Annotated in this window: 29 protein-coding genes; 1 reads left to right on the forward strand and 28 read right to left on the reverse strand. The window is 51.3% G+C overall.

Going from position 1 to position 26,614, the window contains the following annotated elements; genetic code table 11:
- Positions 1 to 57: 57 nt before the first annotated feature.
- From PREMU_RS01755 to PREMU_RS01815, 12 genes are all read right to left on the reverse strand, one after another.
- Positions 58 to 465: a hypothetical protein gene (locus PREMU_RS01755; RefSeq protein WP_007572658.1), complete on the reverse strand. Its 408-nt coding sequence runs from the start codon at positions 463 to 465 to the stop codon at positions 58 to 60.
- 116 nt (positions 466 to 581) lie between these two features.
- Positions 582 to 779, reverse strand: a complete 198-nt coding sequence (locus PREMU_RS01760) for a type II toxin-antitoxin system HicA family toxin (RefSeq protein WP_040557934.1) — start codon at positions 777 to 779, stop codon at positions 582 to 584.
- A 335-nt stretch (positions 780 to 1,114) separates the two neighbouring features.
- On the reverse strand, positions 1,115 to 1,642 hold the full coding sequence (locus tag PREMU_RS01765) for a hypothetical protein (protein ID WP_007572660.1): 528 nt from the start codon (positions 1,640 to 1,642) through the stop codon (positions 1,115 to 1,117).
- Positions 1,614 to 2,123, reverse strand: a complete 510-nt coding sequence (locus tag PREMU_RS01770) for a hypothetical protein (protein ID WP_007572661.1) — start codon at positions 2,121 to 2,123, stop codon at positions 1,614 to 1,616. The genes PREMU_RS01765 and PREMU_RS01770 overlap by 29 nt, the downstream gene beginning before the upstream one ends.
- 1 nt (position 2,124) lies before the next feature.
- The gene (locus tag PREMU_RS14020; RefSeq protein WP_007572662.1) at positions 2,125 to 2,700 is read right to left on the reverse strand and encodes a DUF6549 family protein; all 576 of its coding nucleotides are present in this window, start codon (positions 2,698 to 2,700) and stop codon (positions 2,125 to 2,127) included.
- Entirely contained in the window at positions 2,687 to 3,139 is a 453-nt protein-coding gene (locus PREMU_RS01780) for an N-acetylmuramoyl-L-alanine amidase (protein ID WP_007572663.1), read from the reverse strand. Before PREMU_RS01780 ends, PREMU_RS14020 begins: the two co-directional genes overlap by 14 nt.
- Positions 3,126 to 3,392 carry a hypothetical protein gene (locus PREMU_RS01785; protein WP_007572665.1) on the reverse strand — a complete coding sequence of 89 codons (267 nt, stop codon included), beginning with the start codon at positions 3,390 to 3,392 and terminating at the stop codon, positions 3,126 to 3,128. Before PREMU_RS01785 ends, PREMU_RS01780 begins: the two co-directional genes overlap by 14 nt.
- Positions 3,393 to 3,548: 156 nt before the next feature.
- Positions 3,549 to 4,307 carry a hypothetical protein gene (locus PREMU_RS01790; protein WP_007572666.1) on the reverse strand — a complete coding sequence of 253 codons (759 nt, stop codon included), beginning with the start codon at positions 4,305 to 4,307 and terminating at the stop codon, positions 3,549 to 3,551.
- Between the two features lie 15 nt (positions 4,308 to 4,322).
- Positions 4,323 to 5,588 (reverse strand): collagen-like protein, encoded by a 1,266-nt coding sequence (locus PREMU_RS15875; RefSeq protein WP_007572667.1) that lies wholly within the window; start codon positions 5,586 to 5,588, stop codon positions 4,323 to 4,325.
- 162 nt (positions 5,589 to 5,750) lie between these two features.
- Complete coding sequence (locus PREMU_RS01805; protein WP_007572668.1) at positions 5,751 to 6,080, reverse strand: hypothetical protein; 330 nt, start codon at positions 6,078 to 6,080, stop codon at positions 5,751 to 5,753.
- A gap of 3 nt (positions 6,081 to 6,083) precedes the next feature.
- Positions 6,084 to 9,986 (reverse strand): hypothetical protein, encoded by a 3,903-nt coding sequence (locus PREMU_RS01810; RefSeq protein WP_169311301.1) that lies wholly within the window; start codon positions 9,984 to 9,986, stop codon positions 6,084 to 6,086.
- 62 nt (positions 9,987 to 10,048) lie between these two features.
- A complete protein-coding gene (locus PREMU_RS01815; RefSeq protein ID WP_007572671.1) occupies positions 10,049 to 11,095 on the reverse strand; it encodes a hypothetical protein in 1,047 nt (348 codons plus the stop codon).
- Positions 11,096 to 11,569: 474 nt separating this feature from the next.
- Between PREMU_RS01815 and PREMU_RS14815 the strand changes: the two genes are divergently transcribed.
- Positions 11,570 to 11,725: a hypothetical protein gene (locus tag PREMU_RS14815; protein WP_156803934.1), complete on the forward strand. Its 156-nt coding sequence runs from the start codon at positions 11,570 to 11,572 to the stop codon at positions 11,723 to 11,725.
- A 264-nt stretch (positions 11,726 to 11,989) separates the two neighbouring features.
- Here PREMU_RS14815 and PREMU_RS01820 read toward each other — a convergent pair whose 3' ends face one another.
- From PREMU_RS01820 to PREMU_RS01890, 16 genes are all read right to left on the reverse strand, one after another.
- A complete protein-coding gene (locus PREMU_RS01820) occupies positions 11,990 to 12,976 on the reverse strand; it encodes an ArdC family protein (RefSeq protein ID WP_007572674.1) in 987 nt (328 codons plus the stop codon).
- Positions 12,977 to 13,012: 36 nt separating this feature from the next.
- The gene (locus tag PREMU_RS01825; RefSeq protein WP_007572676.1) at positions 13,013 to 13,252 is read right to left on the reverse strand and encodes a hypothetical protein; all 240 of its coding nucleotides are present in this window, start codon (positions 13,250 to 13,252) and stop codon (positions 13,013 to 13,015) included.
- A gap of 671 nt (positions 13,253 to 13,923) precedes the next feature.
- Positions 13,924 to 15,546 carry a hypothetical protein gene (locus tag PREMU_RS01830; protein WP_007572678.1) on the reverse strand — a complete coding sequence of 541 codons (1,623 nt, stop codon included), beginning with the start codon at positions 15,544 to 15,546 and terminating at the stop codon, positions 13,924 to 13,926.
- Positions 15,524 to 16,123: a hypothetical protein gene (locus PREMU_RS01835; protein ID WP_007572679.1), complete on the reverse strand. Its 600-nt coding sequence runs from the start codon at positions 16,121 to 16,123 to the stop codon at positions 15,524 to 15,526. Before PREMU_RS01835 ends, PREMU_RS01830 begins: the two co-directional genes overlap by 23 nt.
- 2 nt (positions 16,124 to 16,125) lie before the next feature.
- Positions 16,126 to 16,359: a hypothetical protein gene (locus PREMU_RS14820; RefSeq protein ID WP_169311302.1), complete on the reverse strand. Its 234-nt coding sequence runs from the start codon at positions 16,357 to 16,359 to the stop codon at positions 16,126 to 16,128.
- Positions 16,319 to 16,891 (reverse strand): hypothetical protein, encoded by a 573-nt coding sequence (locus PREMU_RS01840; RefSeq protein ID WP_007572681.1) that lies wholly within the window; start codon positions 16,889 to 16,891, stop codon positions 16,319 to 16,321. The genes PREMU_RS14820 and PREMU_RS01840 overlap by 41 nt, the downstream gene beginning before the upstream one ends.
- Positions 16,869 to 17,735, reverse strand: a complete 867-nt coding sequence (locus PREMU_RS01845; protein ID WP_007572684.1) for a hypothetical protein — start codon at positions 17,733 to 17,735, stop codon at positions 16,869 to 16,871. Before PREMU_RS01845 ends, PREMU_RS01840 begins: the two co-directional genes overlap by 23 nt.
- Positions 17,736 to 17,907: 172 nt before the next feature.
- Positions 17,908 to 18,528: a hypothetical protein gene (locus PREMU_RS01850; RefSeq protein ID WP_007572686.1), complete on the reverse strand. Its 621-nt coding sequence runs from the start codon at positions 18,526 to 18,528 to the stop codon at positions 17,908 to 17,910.
- Between the two features lie 69 nt (positions 18,529 to 18,597).
- Entirely contained in the window at positions 18,598 to 19,614 is a 1,017-nt protein-coding gene (locus PREMU_RS01855; protein WP_007572688.1) for a hypothetical protein, read from the reverse strand.
- Between the two features lie 2 nt (positions 19,615 to 19,616).
- Positions 19,617 to 20,732: a Clp protease ClpP gene (locus tag PREMU_RS14030; protein ID WP_007572690.1), complete on the reverse strand. Its 1,116-nt coding sequence runs from the start codon at positions 20,730 to 20,732 to the stop codon at positions 19,617 to 19,619.
- A 58-nt stretch (positions 20,733 to 20,790) separates the two neighbouring features.
- Positions 20,791 to 21,198 (reverse strand): hypothetical protein, encoded by a 408-nt coding sequence (locus tag PREMU_RS01865; RefSeq protein ID WP_007572692.1) that lies wholly within the window; start codon positions 21,196 to 21,198, stop codon positions 20,791 to 20,793.
- Between the two features lie 82 nt (positions 21,199 to 21,280).
- Entirely contained in the window at positions 21,281 to 21,766 is a 486-nt protein-coding gene (locus tag PREMU_RS01870; protein ID WP_007572694.1) for a hypothetical protein, read from the reverse strand.
- A gap of 687 nt (positions 21,767 to 22,453) precedes the next feature.
- A complete protein-coding gene (locus PREMU_RS01875; protein WP_007572696.1) occupies positions 22,454 to 25,333 on the reverse strand; it encodes a hypothetical protein in 2,880 nt (959 codons plus the stop codon).
- 55 nt (positions 25,334 to 25,388) lie between these two features.
- Positions 25,389 to 25,727 (reverse strand): hypothetical protein, encoded by a 339-nt coding sequence (locus PREMU_RS01880; RefSeq protein WP_007572698.1) that lies wholly within the window; start codon positions 25,725 to 25,727, stop codon positions 25,389 to 25,391.
- A 137-nt stretch (positions 25,728 to 25,864) separates the two neighbouring features.
- The gene (locus tag PREMU_RS01885; protein WP_007572700.1) at positions 25,865 to 26,392 is read right to left on the reverse strand and encodes a helix-turn-helix transcriptional regulator; all 528 of its coding nucleotides are present in this window, start codon (positions 26,390 to 26,392) and stop codon (positions 25,865 to 25,867) included.
- Entirely contained in the window at positions 26,380 to 26,604 is a 225-nt protein-coding gene (locus PREMU_RS01890; protein WP_007572701.1) for a hypothetical protein, read from the reverse strand. The genes PREMU_RS01885 and PREMU_RS01890 overlap by 13 nt, the downstream gene beginning before the upstream one ends.
- Between the last annotated feature and the right edge of the window lie 10 nt (positions 26,605 to 26,614).

A 26,614-nucleotide genomic window follows, 5' to 3' on the forward strand; every position in this document is an offset into this window, starting at 1 on the left:
GAGGCTCCAAGTATTCTATTTTTGTAGTAGCCGACTTCAAGCCGGCGGCTGTTGAATTCAAACCGTAACCATCTCTATGTCTTTGGCGAGCTTCCGAAGGCCCGTCTTTATTTTCTCGGCCTGCTTGGGACGAGGCGAAGACACCCCACTGGCGTAGTGAGCCAGCTGCTTCTGGTTGATGCCCGTGATGGTCTGCAAGGCCGAGAAAGAGAATACTCCACGGTAGTAGTCGAGTAGCGTTGCGATGTCGAAGTCATATACCAGTTCGTAATCTCCGTCAAACACCTTGGGATAATCCTCACCCTTTTCCCTGCGTCCCTCCAGCCAGAAGTCAACACTCTCCTGCACGTAGTCCTTAAACCCGTCAATGTCGCCCGTGTAGGCAACCACCCACCCGGGGATGATGTCGCACGAGCAGCAATAGCCATTGTCTGTGCGGGCTGCTTTCATAATTACTTTTTCCATATTTCTAATTATATATTTTCGTTTGAAAAGGGATGGCGTTTCATCGCCACCCTTGTTGAACTTAACAAGCGTCTTTCCGCAGTGTGAAGGAAAGGGAGGGGCCGTAGCCCCGTCCTTCAGAACTTCATCCCCGATTGTCGCTCGATGCTTTTAAGAAGAAATCCGCAAACATCGTCGCTTTTCTTTCCGTTGACCGTTACGGTGCCTTTCTTCGTGGGATGAACATACTCACGATGCGATCCCCTCATTCGGTCCATACGCCAACCGGCTTTTTCAAGATCATGAATAATCTTGCTTACTTTAACTACTTTCATAGAACGCTTGTTTAATTTCAACACTGCAAAGGTAGTAATATTACTACGATTATACAAATAAATTAGTAACTATTTTACTACTATTGTTAAGATTTAACATTTCACCAATGGCAAAGGCCGGCAGCCTCACGGATACCAGCCTTCTGAGAATGTTTAATTAATCTTATTGTATGAACTTCACTTTGCTGCAAAAGAAATAGGGGCGGCGGTATAATAAGTGCGCTGCGCGCCGCCCCTAAAGCCAAGTACCTCTGAAGCATGTATTGTAAGTCCTTGGACTTATGCTGCAAAGGTAAGCAAATTATAGGATATTTCCAACGTTAGCAGGAAATTAATTACAGGTTTCCCAACGACATGGCAGCATTGTTGTTGCCACCGTTGTGTCTGGCCAGTGCTGTGGTGTCGCCGAACATGGCAGCGAGGGCATCGGAGAGGAGGCCTTGGTAGGCATCACCGTAGAACTGAGCTTCGAAGTCATTCAGGCGGTGGATGCTATAGAGGTATTTTCTCATGAACCAGTCGCGCCGCTGGCGGTGGCCACGGCCTTTGTTCCATTTCTTGCCACGCAGGAACTGTAGTCCGTTCTCATCATCCTTACCGCTGTTGCCCCTGCGGTAGCCATTTCCGGTACCGGCGGCCACATAAATGCCATATTCCGCAAAATGATGCTCAATGGTGGTAGGGGAGCCCGGATGGAGCACACCCACAAGGGAATGGTAGAGCGTACCCGTGTCATAGACGGGCGGCGAGAACTTCATCATCTTCTCCTGCCAGAACTTCACCATGAAGTCGGTCCACCGCTGTTCGTACTGCTCGCGGTCCTGATCCGTGAGGCTACCCCTCAGTCCATTGTCTGCTGTCATAAGTCAGGTCGATTGGTTCGTCGTTCTCTACCATGAAGTAGAGTCCCGTAACGCCCGACATGAGGTATTCCGGGAACTCGTTGCTGTAGATGCGCTCCACCTGCATGTATTCCAGCGCGTCGTCGTAGGTCATCTCCTCGCGGTCATGGATGAGCCGGGAGTGCATCTGCCGGAAGATAGTGCGGCAGAGGTTCAGCTGCTGCTCGCGCTCGGCCATATCGTCGATGCGATAGGGGGCGACGATGAAGACGGTATAGACGCTCTTGCGGAAATAGCCCACTCCGTTGGAGTAGGTGTTCTGCGAGGTGGTGTCGTCAACGAGGATATACTTGGCTGTCTTGCGGAAGTCGCTCATCATGTCCTGCATACCGCCGAGGCCGGAGCAGCGGCCTACCTTGAAGCCCTGCTCCGTGGCCAGCCTGTTCTGCCTTGCCATCGTCTCGAAATAGTCGAAGGCATTGAATATCGTTTCCTGGGCCATATCACTCTACCTTGATATACTGGTTGTACCTAATGGTGGCGTGGGGGTTGAAGTTCACAACTTTCACCTTGTAGCCTTTCGTGCCCCATCGCCACCAGAGGAACTTGTGTTTGTATTCTCTATATACGAGGGTCGTCACCGAGTCGCTGACGGTATAGACGAGTGTCGTATCGGGGGGCTTCATGCGCAGCGTGAAGCGGGCCCAGCGGTCGGCATACTCATAGCGGCTGTTGGCCTTTGCCTCCAACCTGACGGTATCGTGAATGTCGGTGCCGCTCAGCTGCTGCGCCTCTATCTGTCCGAGCTTCAGCCGCAGTTCCTTGATGAGCTGCTTGTCGGCCATCTCGGTCTTGTACGTGCTCCGCTCCACGGGGATAGCCGCAGAGGTGGCCACGGTGACGGTGTCGCGGATGGTGTCTCGCTGGATGAGCGGCTCTATCTGGGCGTGGGCAAGCTGTGCCTTCAGCTCCTCCACCTCCTGCTTGCGGTGATGGTCATCCAACTTGGTAAGAACCAGGCTCACGATGGCGATGGCCACTGTGAGCAGCCATGGCAGTAGTCTTCTATAGTTTGGCATACTCTTCCTCCGCGTTGAAGCATGGGCAGGCCTTCACCCACTCTGCAGGTTCTATCTTTCCGTCGTGGTTCAAGTCGGGCGAGAGGTCGCGATGGCCGCAGATGCGGGCTCCGGGGTACTGCTTCTTGAGCTTCCGTAGCAGGTCGGCGAGGGCTCTGCGCTGGGCCGGCGTGCGCGTGTCCTTAGCGGTCTTGCCGTCCTTGGCCACGCCGCCGACATACACCACACCGATGGAGTTGGTGTTATGGCCATACACATGAGCGCCCACCTCGGCCACGGGACGCCCCTCATGGACGCTGCCGTCACGATACACCACGTAGTGGTAGCCTATCTTCTTCCAGCCGCGGGCCCGGTGCATCCTGTCGATGTCGGCCACGGTCACGTCACGTCCCTCGGGCGTTGCGGTGCAATGTACTACAATCAGATCAATTTTTCTCATTGCTATGCTTGTTTAGTTCGTTATCCACATACTGCTTCACGTCGTTCTTCACCTGCCCCATCTTGGTGTTGATGGCGAGCGAGATGCCGAAGATGCTGGCGGCATAGACGAGTGCCTGGGCGATGTACCACAGGACGGAGTCCTCAATCTTGTAATGGTTCAAAAAGAAACATATAAAGGCGAGGACGACGGCGGAGACAATCATTATCACTGCCGTGGTGTACTGTATCTTTTCTTTCGTGTCCGGTGTCATAACTGCTGTTTATTATGTTTACACGGCAAAGATAAATCAATATTACTCGACAGGAAAATACATGTGTCCCGCCCTTCAGGGCGAGGATCAGCGGCTGGGGTCCGTAGGCTGCTGCTGTGCAGCGGCGAAAGACCACCCTTCCCTTTAAGATTACCCCTACGCCGTCTTTGTTATCACCCCGTCCTTCAGCACCCACGTCTGTCCGCTGTTGTTAGTGTTCAGGGCTTTAAGGATCTTGTTCTGCGTCGTCTCCGAGCACCCGATAACCTTGACTATGGTACCAACCATGCCTAAATATCTGAATGAAGAATAAAAATTGACATTACTAAAATCCGCGCCCGACAAATCCAACAATTCCAGTTCACTAAGATGGCTAAAACAATTAGACAGAGAATTTATTTTTCCCCAGGGAAAATGCCCTGCCTTAATAGTCTTCAAATCATCACATCCATAGAAAAAATAATTGGCGCTAATTCTACCATTTACGGCTTTAGCTGATAGTATGATTTTAACAGAGTTGACATCCACATAAGTAGCTTTACAGTTGTAAAACAATTTGTATAATTTCGTATAATCGTTAGGCTGCACGAGGGTGATTTTCATGCTAATCACCGTTGCAAAATTTGTATTCTCATTGAACAAATTACTATCTGTAGATACTTGGCCTCCTAACCCGTTTTGTGTTAGATCAAGATCTGCCTTTATAGAGCCTTTACTATCAAAAAAAACATAACGCCTTGTTCCGGATCTATCATTTACCGGAAACGAACCAGCAGCCCCCATCCCCAAATAAGTCCCAATAATATGCCCCTCGGGGTAACCCTCCCACACGAGCTTCTCCCCGAGGTATATCTTGCTGAGTTTCTTATCGCCGAGGTACACCGTCCCCGCTTTCTTCTCGCCTAAGTATATCATGTCTCCCTCCTTTCTCTATTCCGGAATACAATACAGCGTGTCACTGTCCTTAGTTGTCAGCGCCGCATAGCCACTCTCCGTCGTCTGAACCACCTTCGGAAGGCTGCCAACCGCGTTCTCTAAGCTGTCTATTCTCGAAGTATTGTCTGAGATGCTCGAAGTATTGGCTGAGATTTTTGAGCTATTACTTGAAATTAGTCCTTGCATGGTATTATAGCCGTTGTTATAGCTGCTTCTGTCTACATAACCACTTAAATCCGTGTTCAAGTCCGTTAGTGTCACATACTGGTCGTGCGTATGCGAGGTGATGTTTCCCGTCAGCACGGCTTCCACTGCTGCCTTGGTAACCTCACACGGATCTCCCTTGTCACCCTTCGCTCCGGTAGCTCCCGTATCTCCTTTTTCTCCTTTAGCACCTTGTGGTCCTTGCGCTCCGGTCTCACCCTTGGGCCCTTGGATGCCTTGTGCACCCGTGTCACCTTTCTCGCCCTTTTCCCCTTTCAGATAGTCAAAGGTAAAGGTGGCCCCGTTGATCGTCACCGTAGGCGTCCCCGGCGTGTTTATGTGCGCACCCGCAGCGGCCTTGATCGACGGAATGCCGCCCGTCTCGCCCTTCGGTCCTTGCGCACCCGTCTCGCCTTTGGGCCCTTGTGCGCCCGTCTCGCCCTTGGGTCCCTGCGCTCCCGTGTCACCTTTCTCGCCCTTGACATAGACCTCCGTCTTCACATAAGCCTTCGTTGTCCGGTCGTATCGGTACACATAGTTGTCCGTACCCACATACGTCGGGTTGTCGGCCACCTCCTCGGCACTCTTGACCGCGTTGTTCGCCGCTGTCGCCGCGTTGTTTGCTGCCGTCGCCGCGTTGTTAGCGTTGTCGATCACCGTTCCCACGCCGCTCACCCGCGTCTCCATGGCGCTCACGTCGCCGCTGAGTTTGTTCGCCTTCGTCACCGCGCCGTCAAGCGAGGCCGCCTTACTGTTCGCGTTGTCAGCCGCCGACTGAGCGTTGCTTGCCGCCGTGTTCGCCGACTGCACCGCAGCGTCCACCTTAGCCGTGGCAGCGTCCACCTTAGCGTTAGCCGCACTGATAGCGTCAGCCGTCGTCGTGGCCACATAGTCGCTCCACGTCTTTGTCGCAACGACCTTATACACCAGCGCCCCGTTGTTGTTCACGATCACCGGAAGCGTGATACCCCCGGCCACCTCTGCCGCCGTCGCCGTGCTCAGGTCCGTGATCGGGTACCCGTACAGCTGGCTCGAATCCAGTTTCTCTATTGCCATAATCCTTGTTTTTATCTGTTCTGTTTTTGTCTTTTCCGTTTCCTTCCGTCTTCCCGCTCCTTCCGTCTTTCCGCTCCTTTCCGTCTTCCTGCTCCTTCCGTCTTTCGTTTTGCGGTTGTGTAGGCCGCTGCTTTGCAGCGGCAAAAGCCAGCCTTGGAGGTCCTACCCCTTGAGGTAGCTTATCCATTTGAAGCGTTCCCTGTTCCTCGTATAGTTTATATCCATCTCGTTCTCATAGCATTCCCTTTCAAATGATATGGATCGGTAAGCCTTGTGCCAATCACGCAGAAGCAAAAGCCGGAAGAAGAATTCTAACACATAAAGCAGATAGAAGCCCACGATCAGGAGTTCCTTCTCCTGCGCCCAATGAATGCTTTCGTGGTTGATGTCCACTGCTGACATCGTGCAGCCTTTCCGAACAAATATAATATTCAGAATGGTGATAGCCTTATAACCCTTCGGAGGAATGATAGTATTTGTTATAACTTTCATATCTTATTCTCCAGTAAAAAGTCCTTCAATTGCATACCAAGCTCCATTGATACTTTTGAACTTCACTAAGCTATTAATCTGTATCTTAACTGAACTACCTTGGAAGTTTTTATAACCAGTCATTCGGTCTTCAACAGTTGCAACCATTGCTGTGTCTTTCAGACTTGAAGCGCCAATTCTCAGTACATTGGCTATATTCTCTTTAACAAAGAGTTTATCGGAAGAATCTGAACATTTTACGTATACATTATACGCATCTACTGACATTCTCGTGTCTTGAGACTCATGCTTACAAAATATACTAACTTCCAATCCGTCATAATCAGAAGCTTTCGGTAGTTTGAAGTAATATCCGCTATAACTCATTGGCTCATCCGCAAAGAACGTGGTAGCCGGATCATTCTCAGGGTTAATAGTATACTCTCTCATAGACGGAGAAAAAGGCACTTTTTTCGTCCTGCCATACAAAAGACCCGCCTTGACTGTTCCATTAAACGTCCCTCCCGTCGCCTCCACGTACCCTTTCACGTGCAGCGTGTCCGTGTTCGTGTCAAGCCACATCTTAGCATTGGTGCCCGCATTGGCATCCGCCTCAGTCGCGTACCACGCGAATTGGTTGCCCCACGTCTTCACGCTCCACGTGGCGCTGTCCATCCTGAATCCCACACTCTTTAGTCCCTGCCGGATCCCCGCGCCGATGGAGTCCGCACGCTGGTAGGCGTAGCTCTCCATGCTCAGCATCTTGCCGTTTTCAGATCCTAATGCGTCAGCGTTCCAATGAACAGCGTGCCCGCATTTTGCCAAACAGAGCCTCGACACCACTACGTCTCCGTTCCTCGTCAAAAACACTCTCACTTCCAGCCACTGGATCTCCTGTTCCTCACCAGTCGATGCATTCGTTGCAGTCTTTCCGAAGTGATACGTTCCGCTTGTACGGAAATACCCCGTCTCGTACGTCTGCTTGAACATACCTATGCTAAAGCCGTAGCATATTCGGCTTTTGTTTACATCCGCAGGATGGACCTCTATATAGACCGCATCTTCGAGAGTAACTCCGTCCAGATTCTTGATGAATGCCTGTGCCGTGTAGTCACCCTCGCCTCTGAAAGGAATCCAGTATATAAGCCCGTAGGTATTAGCGTCCTTTCCTGTATATCCCGAACGGGTCATCCTTACACCACGGAAGCCATAATCGTCATAATCGTCCATATATCGCGACATAAAGCTCACATCGTTTACGTCGCCCTGTGTTCCGCGCGAGCTCGCGCCATCCGTCGTCTCCCATGAAGCCACCTCGAAGTTAGGATCCGGAATCAGATTCAGGGTCTCCACATCACCCGCAGATGGTGTCCACTTCGTAATCTGGTTTTTGCCTGTCATGTCGCCCATATCAAGCCTAACCCAGTCAACAGACACTCCGCCGTATTCCAACGGATCCGGCCCCCCCGTTGAAATCTGCTCATAGATACCCACAAGCACATCTATGTCGCTCTTTGGAGTAAAGCTAAAGCTGTCCACTACCGTTCCCGATTTCGTATAGGTGTAGGAATCACTCCATACAGAGTCAGTGTTCCAATCTTTCGTGTATACAAACATCATTATATGGTGTCCGTCCATCTTCGGCTGTGTAGGATAGCCTTCTTTTGCCTCCATCCACATCCGGGCCGTTACCGTGTATGTGATTCCTTTCCTGAGATGTGTTGTTACCGGGCTCTCATACGCTTGGTAACGTTTTGCCCTGCTTCCCTTCACATCGCCGCCAGTGAGCAGGTTACCCTCCGTATACAGGCTCTTCACAGAGGTCTGAAGACCCGCAGCCGTTGCGCTCAGTCTCGTTACCTTTTCCTGAATAGCCCCTTCGGATGTCTTACGCTGGCCGATCTCTGCCTCGAGACTTTCGGCCGTCTTTTCTATCCTCGTCTTGTTGTCTGTTATCCCATTCTCTGCGGTTGCCATGCGGGAGGATAACGTGTCGACAGTCTCACGCATCGACGAGAACCGCTGATTGGTGTACTGCGCCCCGCCGGTACCGTCAGTACCGTAGTAGATATAAGCCAGGAAGTCCCGGTTCGCCTCAAACACACCGTTCGTGTTAAGCTTCATACGCACCTCACGACAATCAACCATGTCGTCCTGGTCGTTATAAAGGATAACCCGGACATAAGCCACGTCTGATGCAGAGTTGTCTTGGAACAAAAGTTGGTCGTGCAAGTTAGTGGCACCGACATCGGAGCCGTTACTGCGGCAGTTATATTTAATGCCGTCGTTTGAATAAAATTCCGTCACCGCGATCTTGTAATCTTTTGGCATGCTCTTCATGTTTGAGAACACCTTAGGTCCGCCATCGCCTTGCTGGTGCACGATCTGATACTGAAGGTTTACCGTTCCCTTCTTCACGAACACCTTGGCCGCTGCGTCGCTGGGTTCGGTAGGCTGCTGCTGTGCAGCAGCGCTCCCGTCCTGTGCGCTGACCTTCAGGGCAGCGTTCTGATAGCTCTTATAAGCGTCTTTGTCTATGCTGTAGCTTATCTCCGCCTTCTCCGTCACGGGCACTATCTGCCACACGCTTGTCGTCTCGCTCTCCTTCACCGGCTGGAGCGTCCCCCCGTCGCTGCCCTTGAAATACAGATCTCCCTTGAACACGTTCCCCGCTCTCCTGCTCACCCGGAAGTCCAGCCGGCTGTCATCCTTCGCGCTCGGTATCGAGTATTGTTCCCCAATCGCATAGGCGGGGCAAGCTGCGTCAGCGGCAAGCTCACCGATAATGGCTCCGCCTCTCTTCCGTCCTATCCCACTGTAGGCTATGACGCTCGGAGCACTCTTCTCGCCGTCCTTGCTTGCTGTGATGATAGCGTTGCACCGGTCCGCGTCCTGCCACGGATCAGCGCACCCGAACGCCACCATGTCGTCACCGGCCACCGGAAACGTGCACTTATCCATCTCCATCCCGTAGCACGTGAACGTCTTCTTGCTCACCTCACTCGTCAGAGTGATCAGCTTCGTCGTATGCGCAAAGACCCCATACACGCACTTCGTCGTCTTGCCCCCGATCATCACGTTGTCCTCCACGCCGTGCTTCACGCACACGCCCCAGTAGTACGTATTCTTGAAGTTATGCGTCACGCGCTCCTTCACGTTGAACTCCTGGCATTGTCCCATAGCACCCACCACAAGGTCATCCTCGATACTTGCCGTACCATCGCTCTCGCAGAAATACACCTTGAACGCGTTCGCCGTAGTCTCAAGCTCACGGTTCAGCACACCCTTGTCGTCACCGAGAAGCTCCACGCGTGTCTCCGTATCGCTCAGAGCCCGGCCCACGAACGCCACAGGACGCTCCACGCCGTCAACCGTCACAGGAAGCGTGAAGAGTGTCAGTCCCGACAGGGAAGACACCTCGCCCGTCTCATAGTCCATGTTCACCGGGTCCACCCTCAGAATCTTATGCCCCCAGTCAGAGGCGATCTGTTGTGCCCCCACGTATGTCTTCCGATGGATCTCAAGCTCAGCCGCCTCCAACTTCTTCCTCACCACGATGTTGTCCACGGCAAGCACCGAGTAGCTGCCCGTCTCGTCCCTCACGTTCCTCAGCGTCCAGCCTTTTCCCGTCATCGACGTGCTGCCGTCCGAGTCCGACGAGTGAATGTCATCCGTCACGACCTTCCCGCTAATGGTAGCGTCGCCGCCCACCGTAGCCTCGCCGCCCACCGTCAGCGCTCCTTTCACCTCCGCCGCGCCCATGGTGAGCTTATGCTCCGTCTCATCATCTTTCGTTTTTGAGAGATACAACCCCGCCACGCCGTTGGCGCAGTAGTCAAGCAGCATGATGAATGCCCTGCCGATACGTGAGGCAGTATTGGCGGCGGTGTTGCGCTCATCGCGGATGCCTTCGAAGAATGAAAGCATCTTCTTGAATTTATTTGTAGTGTCGTCAGCCATCCGTATTAGCTCCTATCTGTTATCTCCGACTAATTGAAAGTATAGTCAAACGTATTGTCGAATATCCTGCCCGCACGTGCCGTCTGTATGACGTTGTGATTTTTCTGGGCATACTGCACGGTGAAGGTGATGCGTGGCAGTTCGTCGATATTGTTATCATATTCCACCTTCGGGTCGGAGACAACCATCTCCTTTCCGGGTGTCACCGTACCGCCATAGACATTCACTATTCGCACATAGTCGGAACGGAACAGTTCTCTGCACCAGTCTGCCATGGGAAACGAAAGCGGGCCTGTGTCAGCCTTGAAACTCGTCGTCTCCGTCACCTTGTAGTTAGTGTTCTTACCCTCTATGTATGCGGTGTCGTACTTATATGCCGCAGAGATCGTCTCTTTACCGATACAGTATAGCAGTTCCTCACATCCGAACGAGTTGTTAAATACGAGGATAGGCGCACAGTCTGGGTTGGAGAAGTCAATGTCAAACTGCTGCGAGCGACTGCCAGCCTTGACAACATACGACGTGAGCGTCTTACCCTGGGCTGTGTAGCGTGCTGGGGAGCAGTCGATGGTTGTGTACTTTGTATTGCCTCCGATAACGGTGGCTGCGAACGACCCGGTGCTGCCATCCGAATAATATGCGGTGACGGTAGCGGAATCCGTGCCGATATAATGCAGGTATTCGAGACGGCCGAGAGAAGTGACGCGTGCTCCCATCAAAATGGTCAAAAAATGGGTCTCGCACCACTTCTCAGCAGCCATGTCGATGTCTGCTTCGCAATAGACGATGGTACATGACAATGAGGTAGAGCTGAGATTGTTTTCGTCCGTGTCCCGCTCGGTGATATTAACTGTCATCTCTGTCACAAGACGCGCCTTAGCGTACGGACGCACCATATCTCCAACGTCGCGTATGGAGATACTGCCGCCCACGGGGAACAGTCTCTCAGAGTATACTTCATCCCCGTCGAGCCTTAACACGACGACGGCATCCGTTCCGCCGATTTCGAAAATCAGGTCAGGTACGGTGGCGGAGAAATACTTACCAGAAAGTCCTTGTGATACCGTTATACTCATGTTGCAAATCTTAATTTTGTCACAAAGATAAGAAGTATCACCAGCTTTGGAAAATACCATGTCAGACACCTGCCGGCAATATGAAAAGGTTTAGTTACGTGTTAAGAATTCAGAGAATCAAAAAAAACGCACGTTTCCCTGGCAAAGGGAGAACGCTTCTTTGACCGCTCTGCCCACTAAAATGATGTCAACACCTTGACAAGTGGGCGTTATTCGCGCAAAAGGGGTCCCAAGTTACCGTTTTCAGACAGCAATTTTGGTGATTTTGCGCGAATATTCCACTATCTCAAAACGCAAACCGCCAAATATCAACGATTTGGCGGTTTGCGAGCGGCGAAAGCCGCCGAAGCCTGCCTTAGCAACCCCCACCGCCCTAAGCCGCCTTGGCAATTGCCTCCCTTTGATATAGCGGAATATGTAAGACCTTTCAACTCTGCAACGTCGGCAATTAACTCTTTTGTCGCTGCAAGAGGTATGGCAATTGCCATCCGCGGTATGCGCCGGACGGATGAGCATCATCGGTTCAGCGCTACCAATGAATGTCCTAACCTATCTCCACTGCCATACGGTGTGCCATTGGCCTGCCACCGGCACACTGTATGGTGGTGGGTTAGCCTGCGTGGCAACTGAACGCAAAGAGCAGCACTTGCCATAAGCGACAGCGGCACATGGGTGTGACGATGCCCAGCGCATGGCATGTGCTGCCACTGTCCCATCCTCTCACGCCAGTGCTACTGTATGCCTGGTGCGTCGCGCAGTGAACCAGCCATGCGGTCCACGTAGCGTAAGCTGAAGGCAGACTGTAGCACTGGGGGTACGTGCCTTCTCGAAGTACACAAACAAAATCCCCGAAGCCCGGAAGCCTCAGGGATGAGTTACCCGTTGTACCAAGCATCAGGCGAGCTTGTCCAGTATCATCCTGCTGGCCTTCTCCACGTCGGTCATGAGCGAGAGCACATACTTAGGCTGCTCACGCAAGGCATTGACCCAACCTTTACAATAAGCCGCGTTGTTGTTGATGATACGCTTATCGAACCCAAGCACCTGCCCAACACGTGCCGCACCAAGCTCAGCGACCAATTCCTCTTTGGCGTAGAGCGTATCGCCGAACCTCTTTCCTTTCTCGCGATTGAGACGGCTGGCTGTGCCAGTGGAGTGTATCATCTCGTGGAGCATGGATGAGTAGAACTCCTGTCCGTCCTTGTATATCTCTTCGGCGGAAGCCCCGCGCTTGAACTGCTCCTTACGAGGGACGATTATCATATCACGCGTCGGAGAGTAGAACGCACCGTCGGCATCCTTCGTGGCCTGTATCGGGCACACCCAGGACTGTTTCTCTATCATTCTGTCAAGGGCTGCGTTGGCATACATACCCTGTGAGTCCTTAGCAATCTCACAGCCGAAGCCCTCCTTCAGGGCATTGACCTTATCAGGCTGTTTCTCCTCTAAGTTGGTCTGTGCCACATTGAAGACACTGTAGCTCTTCAGGAAAGGGAACTTCGTACACTTCTCCTGCTCATCCTTACTCATCTTATGGTAGGTGTCAAGAGAGATACGCTTGCCGGCAGGAGTGGTGATGGAATAATCCCAGAAGATGACAGGCATGGACTTAGAGCCTTTGTTGACATGGGCACCGAGGCGGTTGGCCTGCTTGAGGGTACAGTAGATAGGATGCTCCCAGTTGTTCAGTGCGCAGTCCATCATCAACCAGAAAACGTTGCAACCCTGATATCTGTTGCCCTCGATGTTTACGGGGCTTCCCCCGATAGTGCGGCCGATCCAGCCCTGTTTCCAGTCGCTTGCCTGCATCTTTTCGATGCGCTCGATAATCATTGATGCGAACTTCTCCATTACGATCTCGTTGTGTTCTGTGAACTTCATAGTTGTATAATTTAAATTGTGAAACGTTCTTGTTGATTAATCCAAAGCTGTTACCGTGATATACTGAATGTCAACCATCACATCCATTGCCATGCGCTCAGCTGCTTCCGTGGCCTCTGCGCAAGAGTCAGCCGTTACCTCGAATGTGATGTAGTCTCCGTCCTCGCCGTTGACTTCTACCTGATAGAGGTTCTGAGAGAAGAGATGGCTCTTGCGGTTGCGCTTCGTGAAACCATTGGCGGTGAGGTGCTGCTGTGTGAAAGTTGATGTTGTCATGATGTTGAAATTTTTAATTGTTGGACTTTTATTAATTTTTACGTGCATAAAAGGAGCAGCAATCGGAAAGGCCTTAGATGCCAGTTTTGGCCGTAAAATTTTTCATCTTCAGACTTGGAAAGTTGGATAAGGCAAACCTGCCCCAACTTTCTGAAAAACTTTACGAGACAACCGTAGGCTTGAACTTGCAGAGGCCGGGGTTGCGCTAACTTTGCAAAGGAAAAATTCAAAGTCCGACAATGCCCGGAAAATTTCATCATGACAACATGCCACAACTTTCGGTAGCACCCACCAGACAAATGGTTGAAGCGCATCCGTATGAGCTTACAAAATAATCAGAACATCAAGGCAGAAGTTTACGGCAGGACGGTTAAGAGACTACTCATCGAGAAACGGCAATCGAATAATAGAGCAGAGGCCACGGCAGCAGCTATGCGATGGCACAAACTATGATGCCATTCAAGTATATCACGGTAACAGCTATGGACAACAAGACTACCGATAAATGACAACTATGAGGTTCACAGAATACATACGAGTCAGTATGCGGTCGCATCCTACCTAAGACTATCAAGCCTCGTGAAGATGCCGCAGCGACAAAAACAAGAAAAAGGACGCTCCTATAATCAGGAACGCCCCTTACATTATATAATGGCAAAAGAAAGTGGTTGCTATTTCGAATATCCATTGGTGGACACACTGCGATACTGCATGACTGGGAACCGCTCTACCCCGATGCACAGCGTGTCAAACGCGTCGGAGCCGTCGGTACGGCTCTCCAGCTTGTCCTCTTCGGTCTCCGCAAGTTTCTCACCGCTCTTATCCTTCTGGCCGTTCTTGACACCGGCCGAGGTGATGGAGATGAGCAAATCAGGATTGTTGTCCCTGTTGATGAGCACCAAGTGGCGGGCACGGCCGCGGAACATGCGGTTGATAAGGTCATTCTTCAAGATGTGGTTCATCGGCTTACCGATATACTTGGACTTCACGTTCCACCCCTTGCGACGCAGCCCCGTGATGATCATGCGATAGAAGGCCTCGGAGTGCGTACCATAGCTGTTGCCCACGAAGGTGGCATCATAATAGAAGACAACCTTCCGGCGACGGTGATAGCGGTAATAGTCGTTGAAATCATCAAGCAGTTCCGGAATCTTCCGCTCGTACTTCACGAAGAAGGACTTCAGGACACGGAGCTTGCCATCCTTGCCCACCTGGCCACAGACCAGCCAGTTGATGTTCGCGTTGGCATCAAAGGCGATGATGAGCGGCAACTGAGCATCGAGGTCGCTGTCCTGGCGGCAGTCGTTGGGGATGGCACCGTCATTGAGCGCCTCGAGATTAAGCACAGTCTCATTTGGCGCGGTGTAGAGGTTGACATCCTCTCTCATGCCGCCGTAGAAGCCGTCCGTACTTATCTCGATGCGCTTGCACATGATGGACGTGGCGAAGGTCAGCGGCGGCAGGTCGCGCTTGGCACGGCGGATAAACTCCTCACCCAAGAGGGCGAGGTTCTGGATACTGGTGTACTCCTTATAGAGAAGGCACTTTGACCGCAGGAAGCTCAGCTTCGCGTCGATGCGGTCTATCTTTTGCTGAATGGCATCCGCCTGCGAGGGCATCGCCTTCTGCTGGCGCTTGGCCCGCCACTTGGCATAGACCAGTCCCTCGATGGCTTCCACAAGTTCCTTATCCATGTCATCCTTGTAGGAGAGGAACCAGCTGCCTTTCTTCGTCACCGGCATATCAGAGGTGATGGTCATGCCGTGGTGCAGCGGGAAGTTGTGGAAGTACTGCTCGTTGCCTCTGTTGGCCTGAAAGGTCTCATCCTTGAGCTGCTCAAAGTTGATGAACTTCGCCTCGTCGATGATGATGTAGTCGAGCGACATCGAGTTGCTGGTGCCGGCACGGTCCTGACTGATGATGTTACACACCGAGCCGTTATAGAACGAGATGGTATTCTCCCAGTTGGCCGGTGTGAAGATGGGCGATTTCCAGTGCAAGGCCTTCCAAGGGCGTTTGCCGACGACATAGTGGAGGTCGCGCTTGAATCCCCATCGCTCCAAGTGTATGAGCATCGAGGGCAGGATGTTGGTCAGGCACCGCTTGACTGACGGCGAGACGAAGCCGCCCATCGACCCCGGCATGCCCTGGAAATTCGTCATCAGACGGCCCGCCTGTATGGCTCCCTTACCCATACCACGCCCGGCGACAATCACTTCGTCGCGCGTGTTCATGGCAAGGGAGTAGAGCTGCGGGTCGTTGAAATATTCCTTATGAACCTGTTCCGTTTCCATCGTGCTCTTCCTTTATCTCCTCATAGTCTGCATCCTCTATCTTCGTGTCGCCGTATTTCTTCTCCAACTTCCGGATGCGGTCGCGCAGACAGGGAACCTTTTGTATGCCGATGACCGTCGGATCATCGGTCATCTCGAACTGTTGCGGCACAATCTTGTCAAACTCCAGTTCCGGCTCATCGTCCTTGTCAGTTCGGTTGTTCATGATGCGGTTCTTCTCTATCGAGGCCGCGGCGCGCAGATCGCCTCGCTGCCTGGCCAGCCGAAGGTCTTCTTCAAGGTCGCGGTTGATTTTCCAACGCATGAACTCCTTGGATGCCTGTTGCAAGTTGCCCATGAGTATCTGGGTAAGATGCAGGTCATCGTAGGCCTGAGCCCTGCCGACCTTGAACTTCTTCATGTCGTAATCCACAATCTCCTTATCGAACTTCGACGGGAACTGCAACCAGTAGGCGTAGATGCCACGAAGCCGCTGCAGCCGTTCCCGGACGGAAACGGCCACATTCTGCGCCTGAAGTTCGTCATCATCGAGGACGACCAGACGCGAGTATTCATCTATGTTGACAGGTAAGCTCATATTTATATCATTGTCACTGAGGAGAGTTGTCTTTCTATCATACTGAGGCATTCTGATACCGAGAATGGCGAGCCGGCACGCGCTGCGTCCCGGATGTCCTCGCGAATTTCCCTTGCTGTTATGGCCACACCATGGAAAAAGGCACTCCGCGCAGGATGGCCGAGCGTATTGATATCATCGGTCAGTTCCGTCTCATCAATACCCAAAAGGGCGGAAATCTCCGCCGGAGTCATCATGCGCCTCGCCTCTTCCTCTATCTTTTGAAGCAACTCTTTCGAATAATCCATTGAGGTCAACTGATTTCTTAATGATTTTGTCAAGTCCCGTATAGAGATCCAGGAAAGCCTGCTGTGATGTAGTAACCATGGTACACTCAGCACGGTCGCCATAAGTCTGGTTCTGCGATGATATGACAGATACCGTCCAACGTTCATTTTGTACCAGTACTATCTTCGAGTGGTTCTGCGCAAGATAGACATTATCGAAGCAGCTGCTCATCAGCTTGGCCAGCTGCATTGTCTTTCTCGAAGCTTTTAGGTCAGCTACAAGTGATGCTTTTTCAATAAGTCCTTTCTTCCTCAGATTGAGGAAGCCTGAGCAGAAAGCATCCGATGTAGAGAAAGTGCTGACCCAGACATCAGCACGTCCGGTCTGCGACAGGATCCATCCGAGCAGGCCGAGCGTGTGAAGTCCGTTACCGAGGAAGTACTGGTACGACTGGCGCGTGAGCGGCTGCAATATGTCATCAATTCTCCTGCCCCTGCTCATTGTCTATACCCTTATCATCGGTGGAATCGGCATTTTCTGACGGTTCAACTGTCTCAGATGGTTTTTCCTCAGGGAAAACGACACCGGCATCCGTAAGTTTCTGACGGAGGTCGTCACCGATAATCTCACCATTGTCGAGCAGTAGCTGCACGCGTTCCTGCGCGCTCTGGAGAGAAGTGTTGTAGTCCTGGATGGTTTTCTCGTCTGCATCGTCGGCGAGAGCTGCCTTTCTTTTATTAAGAAGCTTATCATCCTTGACAGCCTTGCTCAGATAGCTGCGAGCGTTGGTAATGGCTTTGGCGTAGTCAACAGGCGTGGTCTCTTTTTGTGCGGTTTCATCGCTATTCTCGATGACGTAATCATCGTATCTGGCGAACTCCGACTTGTACTTATACCACGTCTCTTTGAGGGCGTTGAGCGACTCCGCACGGTCGCACGGTTCCTTAATATCCTGACAGGTATAATACAAAGCCTTGATTTTCTTCCACCGCTCAGCGTTCTGTTCCCAGATAGCCTTGATGCTGTCCGGCAGCTGGTCGTGGTCAGCACGCTTACCTTTATGCAGAGGCAGGTCCTGCTCTTTATCAGCTTTATCCTCATTGTCTTCTGGCTCAGATCCTACGGCTGCCTGCAGTTCACCAAGCAGTTCTTTCGTCTGGCGTTGTACGTCTTCGAGCGTTTGTCCACGCTGTCGGATTGGTACGAACTTCTTCAGCTCGTACACGACAGTGGACTCGAAACGCTTTGGATTGGTCAACACCGTCTGAAAGAGCTGGCGGTTCCGGTTGAGCTGCAAGAGCAGTGTGGCACCACTGATAATGTCCTCGTTAGTTCTTTCGGACATATCCAAAAAATCATTAAGCCTCTGTGTAATTGAGTTATCGATTGGCATGATTTAGAAATATTTCAACGTTACTAAAATGGGGGCGGTCTCACGATCACACGTGAGGACCGCCCCCGCATCTATATATATTTGAGAAGAAATGTCTTTGTTATCCTGAATCAATCTTCTCACCTTAGCTGCTTGCTGTCGTTCCGCTTGGCTTGGTGGTTGTAACGAGCTTACCAGTCGCGCCATCGATATCTCCATCTGCGGTGTGAATCTTACCCGTATAGAACGGTGCCGGGTGGAGGTCGGTGGCAGATGCTTCTACCGTAGTCGTGTTGGAATCGGTTGCCGTTGCCCCCGTGTCCTGCTTAAGCGACAACTCAGGTGAAAAATCCTCCGAGCCGATCATGCGATACTTGCCATTACGCTGAGGAACGAGGAGGATAAGTTCGTCGTTGTTGGCCTGGTCGATAAAGCCTGAAGCCTCTTCCTCTGTGCCTGGGATGGCGAATGTGGACTTATTGAGGAATGTCTTGCATCCGTCGGTACCCTGATTCTCCACCTCGATCTTGCCGTTATCCTTAACAATGCCTATCTTATAGAAGTATTTGTCGGCTGCGAGTGTGAAGTTTCCCGTTGTCTGTACTGCCTCTGCGAGAGACTTCGGACTATCTGGGACAGATGGATATGCAAGAATGTCTCGCTTCGATGTTGCGTACACATGGTCACGAATGCCAGGCAACTTCTTCTGTCCCGGACATTTCTCCAAGTCCTCATATATTGAGGCGTTCTTTGTGCATTTTGCCATATCTTTAAGTTCTTAATTCGTTAAACGATGTGATGACCGTCGCCCATGAGCGGCGGTCATCGTTATGTTTTAGACAGTTGCCTTCTTCTTTGCCACGGCGAAGACCTCAGGCGACACACTCTCGAACTGAGTGCCGAAGAACATGTTGGCGATGAAGTCCATATCGTAGTGGTTCTTAAGAGACTTTTCCACAATGTAGTTCTCATCGGCCGTCTTCTGGTTGTAGAGCAGCAGGATGTTGCTCTTCGGAGTCACCAGCATGAAGTCATCCGGCACACATGGCAATGCCACCAGTTCCACATTGGGAGCACCCTCCAAAGTGCGCTTGTCGTAGTTCTGGTTGTAGGGCAGCGCTCCGTGTCGCGTCTGATAGGCCTCTGTGTAGTAGTGATAGGTCATATCACTGATAAACATCTTGAGAGCGGGCTGCTTGCGCAGCGTCTTATTAATTTTGGGCCCCCAGTAGAAGTCTTTCAGCGCATCTTCTGCGTTATCCTTGGTTATCGAGTTCGTAAAAGAGAACAGGTTGCCAAGTGCCTCAGAGATATACACCTTCTTATTCTCGTTGGTTCCGGCAATATCATTGTCGATGATGGTCTTGAAGCCATTGAAGAAAGCAGCGGTCTTATCGAAGACAGTACCATCGTGTTTGGCCGTGAACGCGTTCATGTACAAGCGCTCGCCCAGCTTCTTAAGGATGTAAGCGCAAACCTGGACCACGATGGGCACATTCTTCAGACCGTCGCCCTTGGTGATGTCACTGCCCCAAATGGTCTGGTAGATGGCGTTAGGGTCAATGGTCTCGATGCAGTTGCCGAAGAAAGTCTCCAGCACGCGGCCATCAAAATTCACGTCGGCCTCATGCTGCTTGTCTTTCTTGTAGTTGCCAATCTCAAAATTTCCGCTCATTTCCGTCACCGTCTCACGGTAGCGGATGCCGGTACGCACCGAGCAGTGCTGCAGCAAGTCTTCCATTGCCAGCATGGGCTGCACAATGAGCTCTTGCCTGTAGGTCTGGTATGTCTTGGTAAGCTGTTCCGGCGTAAAAGTAATAGTGCCTACTTTCAATCCTGTTGTGTCTGCCATAATCAAATGTCTTTAATTGCTTTTGCGATGTCAAACGCTGTTACCTGCGGATGTTCATCTGCAGGATTGTCGTTTGTTTTGTCCTCCGGCGAAGGGTTCTTTTGGAGGTTCTTAATCTGCTCGTCCTTTGCGGCGAGGTCATTCTTTGCCTTTTGCAGCTCGGCCTTCAGTTCTGACGCTTCATCCTTGGGCTGGTCTTTAGGAGCCTGAGGAGCGGGGCTGTCATCCTTATGCTCATCTTTTGGCTTGCCGAGCATCTCATTGAGCTTCTCGGTTTGCTCAGCAGTCAGGATGTACTGCCCTTTGTCATCGGTAGGCAGAGAGTCAACGGCAAGAGCGGCAAGCAGTGCCGCATTTTCTTTAGTTTTACTCATCTGTTGTTGGTTATCCTCGACGTTAGATTTATGGAGCAGGTTCTTGATTCCCTGCAACGTCTTCTGCAGGAAGGTCGGAGTTGGATTGCCTTCGCTGTCAGCCACTGCAGCTATTGGCTGTTGTGGCTTCGGCAATGGCGGTATGCCTGCCTCCTTGTTGTTTTTATAGTTATTCATGAAAAGGTTGGTGATCTCAACCGTCGCCTTTTCGTCCTTGTCGTCTTCGTATATGGAATCCACAAGACCGAAGTCAACGGCTTCCTGAGCCGACATCCAGTTACCTTTGTTCATCTGAGCTGCGCACTCTTCTTTCGTCTTGCCTGTCTTGTCAGCGTACATCTGTGCCAGGACGTCATCAAAGGTGGCAAGGTCATCTTTCTGCTTCGTGAGGTTCTTGATGTAGGCATCAAGGTCATCCTTATTCTTCTGCGAGTATGTGTCAATCATCGTGCTCGTATTGTGAATAAGGAAGAATGAACCTTTTACGATGTCGATTGTCTTGCAGCCCAGCATGGCAATGGTAGAAATGGAAGCGTTCATGCCAAAGGCATGAGCGTGGACATTGCCATGATTTTTGAACGCCTGGTAGAGTTCCAATCCGTCCTTGACATAGCCGCCATAGGAGCTGAAGCCGACATGCACCTCCTTGCCCTTGTTCTGGTTAAGGACATATTGCACATAGTCGAAGGAAGCAGAGTTCCACCAACAGCCTATAGTGCCCGTTATCGTTATCTGATATTCCATTATCTGTTCTTTTTCCGCAAAGTTAATATATAAAAGATGTGAGTAAAAACACTTTGCATTAGCCTATTTGCGGTATAGACAATGGCGTAGTGTAGGTAATTGAGGCCTCAGTCCAAGAATTGTCTGTCGGTTTATCTGGCATTGACTCGGCAGTTGTCATAATAGGAAACGGTCTTTTATTTGATCCAACAAGCAATTGCCTGCCGCCAATGAGGGTCAGACGGTAAACATAGTTTTTTCTAAGTCCGAGATCCTGACAGGCATAGAATTTAACCGTAGCCGTTCTCATTAACACCTTATCATCCACTTTTTCAGCAATTGATAATGTTGGATATGGTCTGACGGCAATTTCCTCCCATTGAATACCTTCAGGAAGTTTAACAGTGTCGAACGAGGTTCTTTGCATCCCGTTGAGATCCGAGCACAATGCTCGTTCAACCTTGCGGATAATTTTCAGCGTGTTCATATCTTGTTTATGTTTAGTTTGGCAATCGCACGGTGGCGAACAAATCGGGGATTATAGTAGACGCGATTTTTTTGAAAAAAACTCAGATTTCCTTGTTCTTTCCCTTTACCCTCTTCCGAAGATCCACGCCGTGCTTAAGATGGGCGTCTCGCATGCGCTGGTAGCGCATCTTCAGCGTATAGTCATAGTCGGTCGATATGCCGTTGTTCTCACACCATGATCTGACGCAGTTGAGCAGCGTGCATCCGCAACGCGTCATCTCGTTCATCTCGTTCCAGAACTGCATCTTGAACGTGTCCTCGATGATTTCATCCAGGGCACGACAGGCCGACTTTGACATATAATTACAGTAAAGCCAGTTCTTCTTTTTGTCGAAGGGTATGGCGACGGGCACCGTGTCTTCCTCCGGCTTCTGAGGCAGCCAGTCCTTGGGACGCAGCCCGACGAAGCGGCGGATGCAGGCGTTCTCTGCACTGCGAGAAGGAAAGGTGACCGGATTGCCGTAGTGATGAGTCAGCCATTGCTTGATGAACGGCTTGACCTTTAGGTAGAAGACGAATTTGCCCATAGTCTTAGTTTTTATAATTTTCTTACAAAGGTAAGAAATTAATGGCGTATTTTCAAATATTAGACTGAAAAGAGGTCGTAATTTCCTTATAATGTAAACATAATATCACAGATTGCAAGTCTGCGTCCCCTTCTTCTCTCTCCGCTAACTCTGGCTTCCGCTGATTTCGTGAAATAATTTTGTGACAACGTTTCATTTGTGACAAGATTTGTAACCACATGAATATCAATGGTTTTTGTTGTCACAATAGTCTGTTGCAGAAAATTTTGGCCAAAATCAAAAGTGCAACAAAGGCCTCACACACCCCTCGGAAGAGGCCTTGTCACAAACCCGATTTTTTTTGTGACAGTTTGCAACGCAACTTTGTGACAACTTTGTGACAGCGCAAATCTCTGATTTATAGTCTTTTTCTTCTTTTTCAAACTCTCTGTTACAAAGTCACAAAATTTTGGAAGGAAATTAGAAGGGGGTTGGGGAAACAAGAAGCCCCATCGTGGTCCGGCTGTGGCAAGATGTAAACAAATCTTACTATGGCCTATTAGAAGTGTAAGACACGAAAAAAGGCGGGCTGCTGAATCACTCAGCAACGCCGCCCTGGCAAGCGATAAGATTAAAAAGCAATTAGAATGGGCAATCGTCTCCGGTTTGTCCATTGGGTTTGTCGAAGAGATCCTGTTGTTTCGGCTCCTACTTTGATTCCGTCTGCACCTCCTGTATTTCCTCCGGCTTGCTCTTCACATAGATCATGTCCTTGATCTTGCTGGTGCCGTCCGGTCCGGTCACACGCGACTGGATACGCCCCGAGGCGTTCTGCAGTTCCTTGGGATTCAGACTGTCGATCCAGGAGCGGGTGGCGCAGAACGCCTTGAGCTTCTTGTTGAAGCTCTGCATGGTGATGCGGTTGACATTGGCAAAGCGCATGTAGTCATTGAGCACATTGTCGCGTTCCAGCATTCTGTCGAGGTTGTCGCCCTCAGGCGAGAAGTAGCCGTCGGCCCAGTCCTCGAAGTTGGCGCCCATATCGGCCTTGTACTTGCGCTGGATGATGTTTTCCATCGGTGGCTGTGGCTTGTAGCCGGTGTCGGCAATGCTCAGGTAAAAGCGGGTACACTGCAGCCAGAAGTTGATGTCGTTGTTCCATTCCTCCTCGGTGTAGTCGTGCTCGTAGAGTGTCTTATGAAAGTCGTCGCGGATGGAATGGGTCTCCAAATAGTCGTTCTCCTCCGTCCGCTCGTGGTACCAGTCTGAGAAGACCATGTAAAGGGCGCGTGCCTGGCTCGACGGGTCGAAGTTGCAAGGCACATAATTCGTGGTGAAGGCAAACTTCGGGCTCTCGTCAAAGGGGATGGTGAACACGTGGTTGTTCTTCGGGTTGACGGTCAGGTCGGACGTGATGCTGTCATAGAACTGGCCGAGATCCATATAACGGTCGCAGTCGTCGACGAGCACCATGTCGGTGAACTGCGTCACCTGCTCCAGCACGTGAGGGTCGTCCATGAGGTTGCGCTTTCGACCGGAGAGGGAGACTGTCTTGCGCATTTTCTGAATGGTCTTGAAGAAGAAACTCTTGCCCGACCGGCCGTTGCACTGGCCGTCCTCGCCAATCTTGTTGTCCATGGCCTGCGGTGCCCAGGCACGCGTCACGCTCTTGTAGCGGTGGAGCATATACCCCATGACGAATATCTTGTTGATGAGGTTTTGCTTTTGCTCACGTATCTCATCGGCAGTAAGCCCCTCGCCCTGTATGTCGAAAGGATGTTTTTCGAGGTATGCCTTCGCGCCCTCCGGATCGTCCTCGAAGTTGTATTCCGTCTCCTTGCGCCAGAAGAGACGGCTGGTATTGATTAGATAGCCGAAGAAATGGCTGTTGACATTGTGGATGTCGATGTCAAGGTATTCATGGCCGTCCTCGGCCTGTACCTTCTTTATCTCGAACATCGGGTCGAGTTTCTTGAAGCGGTGGTCGATGACATTCTCCTTCCACACGTAGTTGTTGATGCCGCCCTGCCCATGCTCATAGGCCCTTATGCCGTCGTCGCCGGGCACAGGCTTGTGTACATCGACAGTGGCGTTGGCAAAGAAGAAGAGCTGGCTCTGTGAGGTGAAGTCGGTGAAGTCAAGCGTCACCTCGCCGAGGCTCTCCAGGGCAGCCCCGGACAGACGGGGCGAGTTGAGCACCAGGTTGAGGATGTCGCGGCCCTTATGATGGTCGAGCACCCACTTTATGACAAACTGTCTTATTTCGCCCACCTTGATTTTCTTCACCACATTGCCGTCGATGTAGATATATTCCGGATTGTCGCTGTTGTCGTCCTTCAGCGCATGGAAGCCATTCAAGGCAAGGAAATTGTAGAGACACGCGGTGTCTATCTCATATTTCTTCTTCCCGTCCTTGGTGAGCCATTCCACCCAGAACCTTGCGGGCAGTGCGTTGGCCATGAGGTTCTTGAAGTCTTTCTTCTCCGAGCGCAGCGCCATCCAGTCGCGCAGGTCCTTGCGGCCATGTCCGCGGTTGTCCTTGTAACTGGCCAGCCAGTCGGGCAGCCATACGGTGTGTATGTCAATATAGGTAAGGGCCAGCTCGGTACCCTTGCGCCGGCCTGTCTCATCGATATCGGGGATGTTATACAGCACCTCGACGTATTTCATAATCTCGCGGTACTCCTCTGCTGACAGGCTGTAGGTCTCTGAGTTGAACCAAAGTGGATGATAGCCCATCGACTGGCAGCAGAGCGAGTCGCGCTCGCCGGAGCAGATGAACGCTTCCGGCAGTTTCTTCTCCTTATAGGGCTTGTCATCGTCGTGGGTGCGCTGCCATTCCTTTTCCTCCTCGGAGTTCATCTTGTGGTAGGCAGCCTTCAGTTCAGACAGGCCGTTGATGTAGCGTTGGGGTTTCTTCCCCGCAGGGGTGTATGAGAAGCGGAACCCTTTCTCGACGTTCAGCGGCTCATACACCTTATAGAACTTATTCTCCGTATCCTCACCATTGGCCTCGTGTATCAGGCACTCGCGCATGAAGATGGGATAGTGGGGCGTTGAGTATTTCACCGTCACGCGCCGGTTCTTGACGTTGGCAATCCATTTCACCGAATGCCAGTGCAGCGCATCGACATCGGCTTGCTTCACCTTTGGGCCAAGGACCAGAAGCTCATCCGCCGTGAATTTCTCATTCAACTCAAAGGGACGGCTGCCGTCCGGCTCGTCCTGCCTGGCATCACGCTGGCGGATGTCAGGCTTATTGACGGTGCGGTTCAGTTCGTCCTTCACGCCGTATTTGGCGGCAAGCTGCAGCAGCGCCTCGTTGAACTGGCTCTGCCGCATGCCCTTGTAGTGCATATAAACACTGATGCCGTTCTCGCCCTTGCCGTCCCCGCCAAAGTCTGTCACCTGCCAGATCTTGCCGTAGCTCTTCGAGTCGTACTCACGAAGCGAGGCCGACGGCGTGCACTCATCACGGATGGCGAAGTGCTTCTTCGTGTTCACGCATCCCTTGGCCTGTGGATAGCAGTCGATGATAATGTCGAGCCCTCCGTGGGTGGCATTCAGTATGTCTTCAGCTTTTATCATAATCTTATCGTTTAACGCTGCAAATATAGTATGCCGCCGCCCTGACGGCAAATACTTAATCCCTAATCGGGTCGAGGTCGCGCTGGGGCATTCGCTCCAACGCATACTTGTTTATGCCAACAGGCACATTCTGACCATACTCGTTAATGCCCCATGTCACATCATAGTCATCACCTTTACCCCATAGTGCATACGGGCCCGTCTCCCAGCACCGTCCGTTGCCATCGAACACGATGATGTTGCCTCGATGCAGGCCGTCTTCCTCCAATTCTGTACCCTCGTCATTCTTGATGGCGCAGATAAATATATCCACATCTCTGCCTTTGAAGAGTCTTACTTCCAACTTTTCCAGACCGAGACGGTCGATTTGTGCTTCCATTTCCTTGATTGTCATATCCTATATGGTTTTTAATGTTTTTTATTCAGCCTCGCAAAGCTTCGTGCTTGCGTATTGAACATACTTCTTTACTTTCTCGCACCACCTGCCATTGATACAGTTGCGCCCAAGAGAGCAGCTTCGGCATTCATCGTTCATAGTGTGCAGCCTCCCAACCGCATGACTCTGATGATTTCCCGGCAGTTCTTTACGCCGAGCTTGTCTCGCACACGTAGCAGCTGCGTCTTTACGGTGCTGCGGTTCTTGTGCAGCTGTTGAGATATATTGTCAAGCGTGCAGCCGTTTAAGTAGAGCTTCACCACTTCCTGCTCTCCTTTGGAGAGATGGACCAGGCTCTTTGGTTTGCAGATAACATGTTCGTCCTTACAGATGCCACGCAAGGGACAGCGCACTTCCTCAAAGTTGAGGATGTCATGCTCAATGTCATTAGTGAGCAGATCGTGCTCGCCAAAATTGCAGCGAACAAATCGGTCAACCATCTGGGTGGCATGCTCCTTATAGAGCGTGACCAGCCTTGCATAGCATTCCGGGAACCTGTTGCGGATGATGGTTATCAGCGGTTCAACGACCTCCGAGAACTTTGTGAGACGCTTCGGATCATGCCCATCTTTCTTGTAATAGACCTGCCCTTCAGGACTGGTGTAGAACTCTACTTCTTCCATAAGCTTTCGTCATTAACCGCAAGGTTGAAGAGGACAATGTCAGCCTTTGACATCTCCAGCCTTCCGGCAAACTTGTTAATAATCGTGGTATATGCCATTCCGTACTTATCCATGAGAAAATGAAGCAGCTTACCCTTGTCCCTTTTCTTCAGTGCATGGTAGTAATCCTGCAGGTCGACAGCCAACAAATCTTCAGTATTTTTCTTGTCCATTTCGTTTTTA

Origin of the sequence: Hallella multisaccharivorax DSM 17128, assembly GCF_000218235.1 — a bacterium.
Classification (GTDB): domain Bacteria; phylum Bacteroidota; class Bacteroidia; order Bacteroidales; family Bacteroidaceae; genus Prevotella; species Prevotella multisaccharivorax.

Bases quoted from the DNA above. Each gene is read 5' to 3' on its own strand.
- PREMU_RS01755 (WP_007572658.1), bottom strand. From the start codon at position 465: ATGGAAAAAGTAATTATGAAAGCAGCCCGCACAGACAATGGCTATTGC.
- PREMU_RS01760 (WP_040557934.1), bottom strand. From the start codon at position 779: ATGAAAGTAGTTAAAGTAAGCAAGATTATTCATGATCTTGAAAAAGCC.
- PREMU_RS01765 (WP_007572660.1), bottom strand. From the start codon at position 1,642: ATGACAGCAGACAATGGACTGAGGGGTAGCCTCACGGATCAGGACCGC.
- PREMU_RS01770 (WP_007572661.1), bottom strand. From the start codon at position 2,123: ATGGCCCAGGAAACGATATTCAATGCCTTCGACTATTTCGAGACGATG.
- PREMU_RS14020 (WP_007572662.1), bottom strand. From the start codon at position 2,700: ATGCCAAACTATAGAAGACTACTGCCATGGCTGCTCACAGTGGCCATC.
- PREMU_RS01780 (WP_007572663.1), bottom strand. From the start codon at position 3,139: ATGAGAAAAATTGATCTGATTGTAGTACATTGCACCGCAACGCCCGAG.
- PREMU_RS01785 (WP_007572665.1), bottom strand. From the start codon at position 3,392: ATGACACCGGACACGAAAGAAAAGATACAGTACACCACGGCAGTGATA.
- PREMU_RS01790 (WP_007572666.1), bottom strand. From the start codon at position 4,307: ATGATATACTTAGGCGAGAAGAAAGCGGGGACGGTGTACCTCGGCGAT.
- PREMU_RS15875 (WP_007572667.1), bottom strand. From the start codon at position 5,588: ATGGCAATAGAGAAACTGGATTCGAGCCAGCTGTACGGGTACCCGATC.
- PREMU_RS01805 (WP_007572668.1), bottom strand. From the start codon at position 6,080: ATGAAAGTTATAACAAATACTATCATTCCTCCGAAGGGTTATAAGGCT.
- PREMU_RS01810 (WP_169311301.1), bottom strand. From the start codon at position 9,986: ATGCTTTCATTCTTCGAAGGCATCCGCGATGAGCGCAACACCGCCGCC.
- PREMU_RS01815 (WP_007572671.1), bottom strand. From the start codon at position 11,095: ATGAGTATAACGGTATCACAAGGACTTTCTGGTAAGTATTTCTCCGCC.
- PREMU_RS14815 (WP_156803934.1), top strand. From the start codon at position 11,570: ATGGCAATTGCCATCCGCGGTATGCGCCGGACGGATGAGCATCATCGG.
- PREMU_RS01820 (WP_007572674.1), bottom strand. From the start codon at position 12,976: ATGAAGTTCACAGAACACAACGAGATCGTAATGGAGAAGTTCGCATCA.
- PREMU_RS01825 (WP_007572676.1), bottom strand. From the start codon at position 13,252: ATGACAACATCAACTTTCACACAGCAGCACCTCACCGCCAATGGTTTC.
- PREMU_RS01830 (WP_007572678.1), bottom strand. From the start codon at position 15,546: ATGGAAACGGAACAGGTTCATAAGGAATATTTCAACGACCCGCAGCTC.
- PREMU_RS01835 (WP_007572679.1), bottom strand. From the start codon at position 16,123: ATGAGCTTACCTGTCAACATAGATGAATACTCGCGTCTGGTCGTCCTC.
- PREMU_RS14820 (WP_169311302.1), bottom strand. From the start codon at position 16,359: ATGATGACTCCGGCGGAGATTTCCGCCCTTTTGGGTATTGATGAGACG.
- PREMU_RS01840 (WP_007572681.1), bottom strand. From the start codon at position 16,891: ATGAGCAGGGGCAGGAGAATTGATGACATATTGCAGCCGCTCACGCGC.
- PREMU_RS01845 (WP_007572684.1), bottom strand. From the start codon at position 17,735: ATGTCCGAAAGAACTAACGAGGACATTATCAGTGGTGCCACACTGCTC.
- PREMU_RS01850 (WP_007572686.1), bottom strand. From the start codon at position 18,528: ATGGCAAAATGCACAAAGAACGCCTCAATATATGAGGACTTGGAGAAA.
- PREMU_RS01855 (WP_007572688.1), bottom strand. From the start codon at position 19,614: ATGGCAGACACAACAGGATTGAAAGTAGGCACTATTACTTTTACGCCG.
- PREMU_RS14030 (WP_007572690.1), bottom strand. From the start codon at position 20,732: ATGGAATATCAGATAACGATAACGGGCACTATAGGCTGTTGGTGGAAC.
- PREMU_RS01865 (WP_007572692.1), bottom strand. From the start codon at position 21,198: ATGAACACGCTGAAAATTATCCGCAAGGTTGAACGAGCATTGTGCTCG.
- PREMU_RS01870 (WP_007572694.1), bottom strand. From the start codon at position 21,766: ATGGGCAAATTCGTCTTCTACCTAAAGGTCAAGCCGTTCATCAAGCAA.
- PREMU_RS01875 (WP_007572696.1), bottom strand. From the start codon at position 25,333: ATGATAAAAGCTGAAGACATACTGAATGCCACCCACGGAGGGCTCGAC.
- PREMU_RS01880 (WP_007572698.1), bottom strand. From the start codon at position 25,727: ATGACAATCAAGGAAATGGAAGCACAAATCGACCGTCTCGGTCTGGAA.
- PREMU_RS01885 (WP_007572700.1), bottom strand. From the start codon at position 26,392: ATGGAAGAAGTAGAGTTCTACACCAGTCCTGAAGGGCAGGTCTATTAC.
- PREMU_RS01890 (WP_007572701.1), bottom strand. From the start codon at position 26,604: ATGGACAAGAAAAATACTGAAGATTTGTTGGCTGTCGACCTGCAGGAT.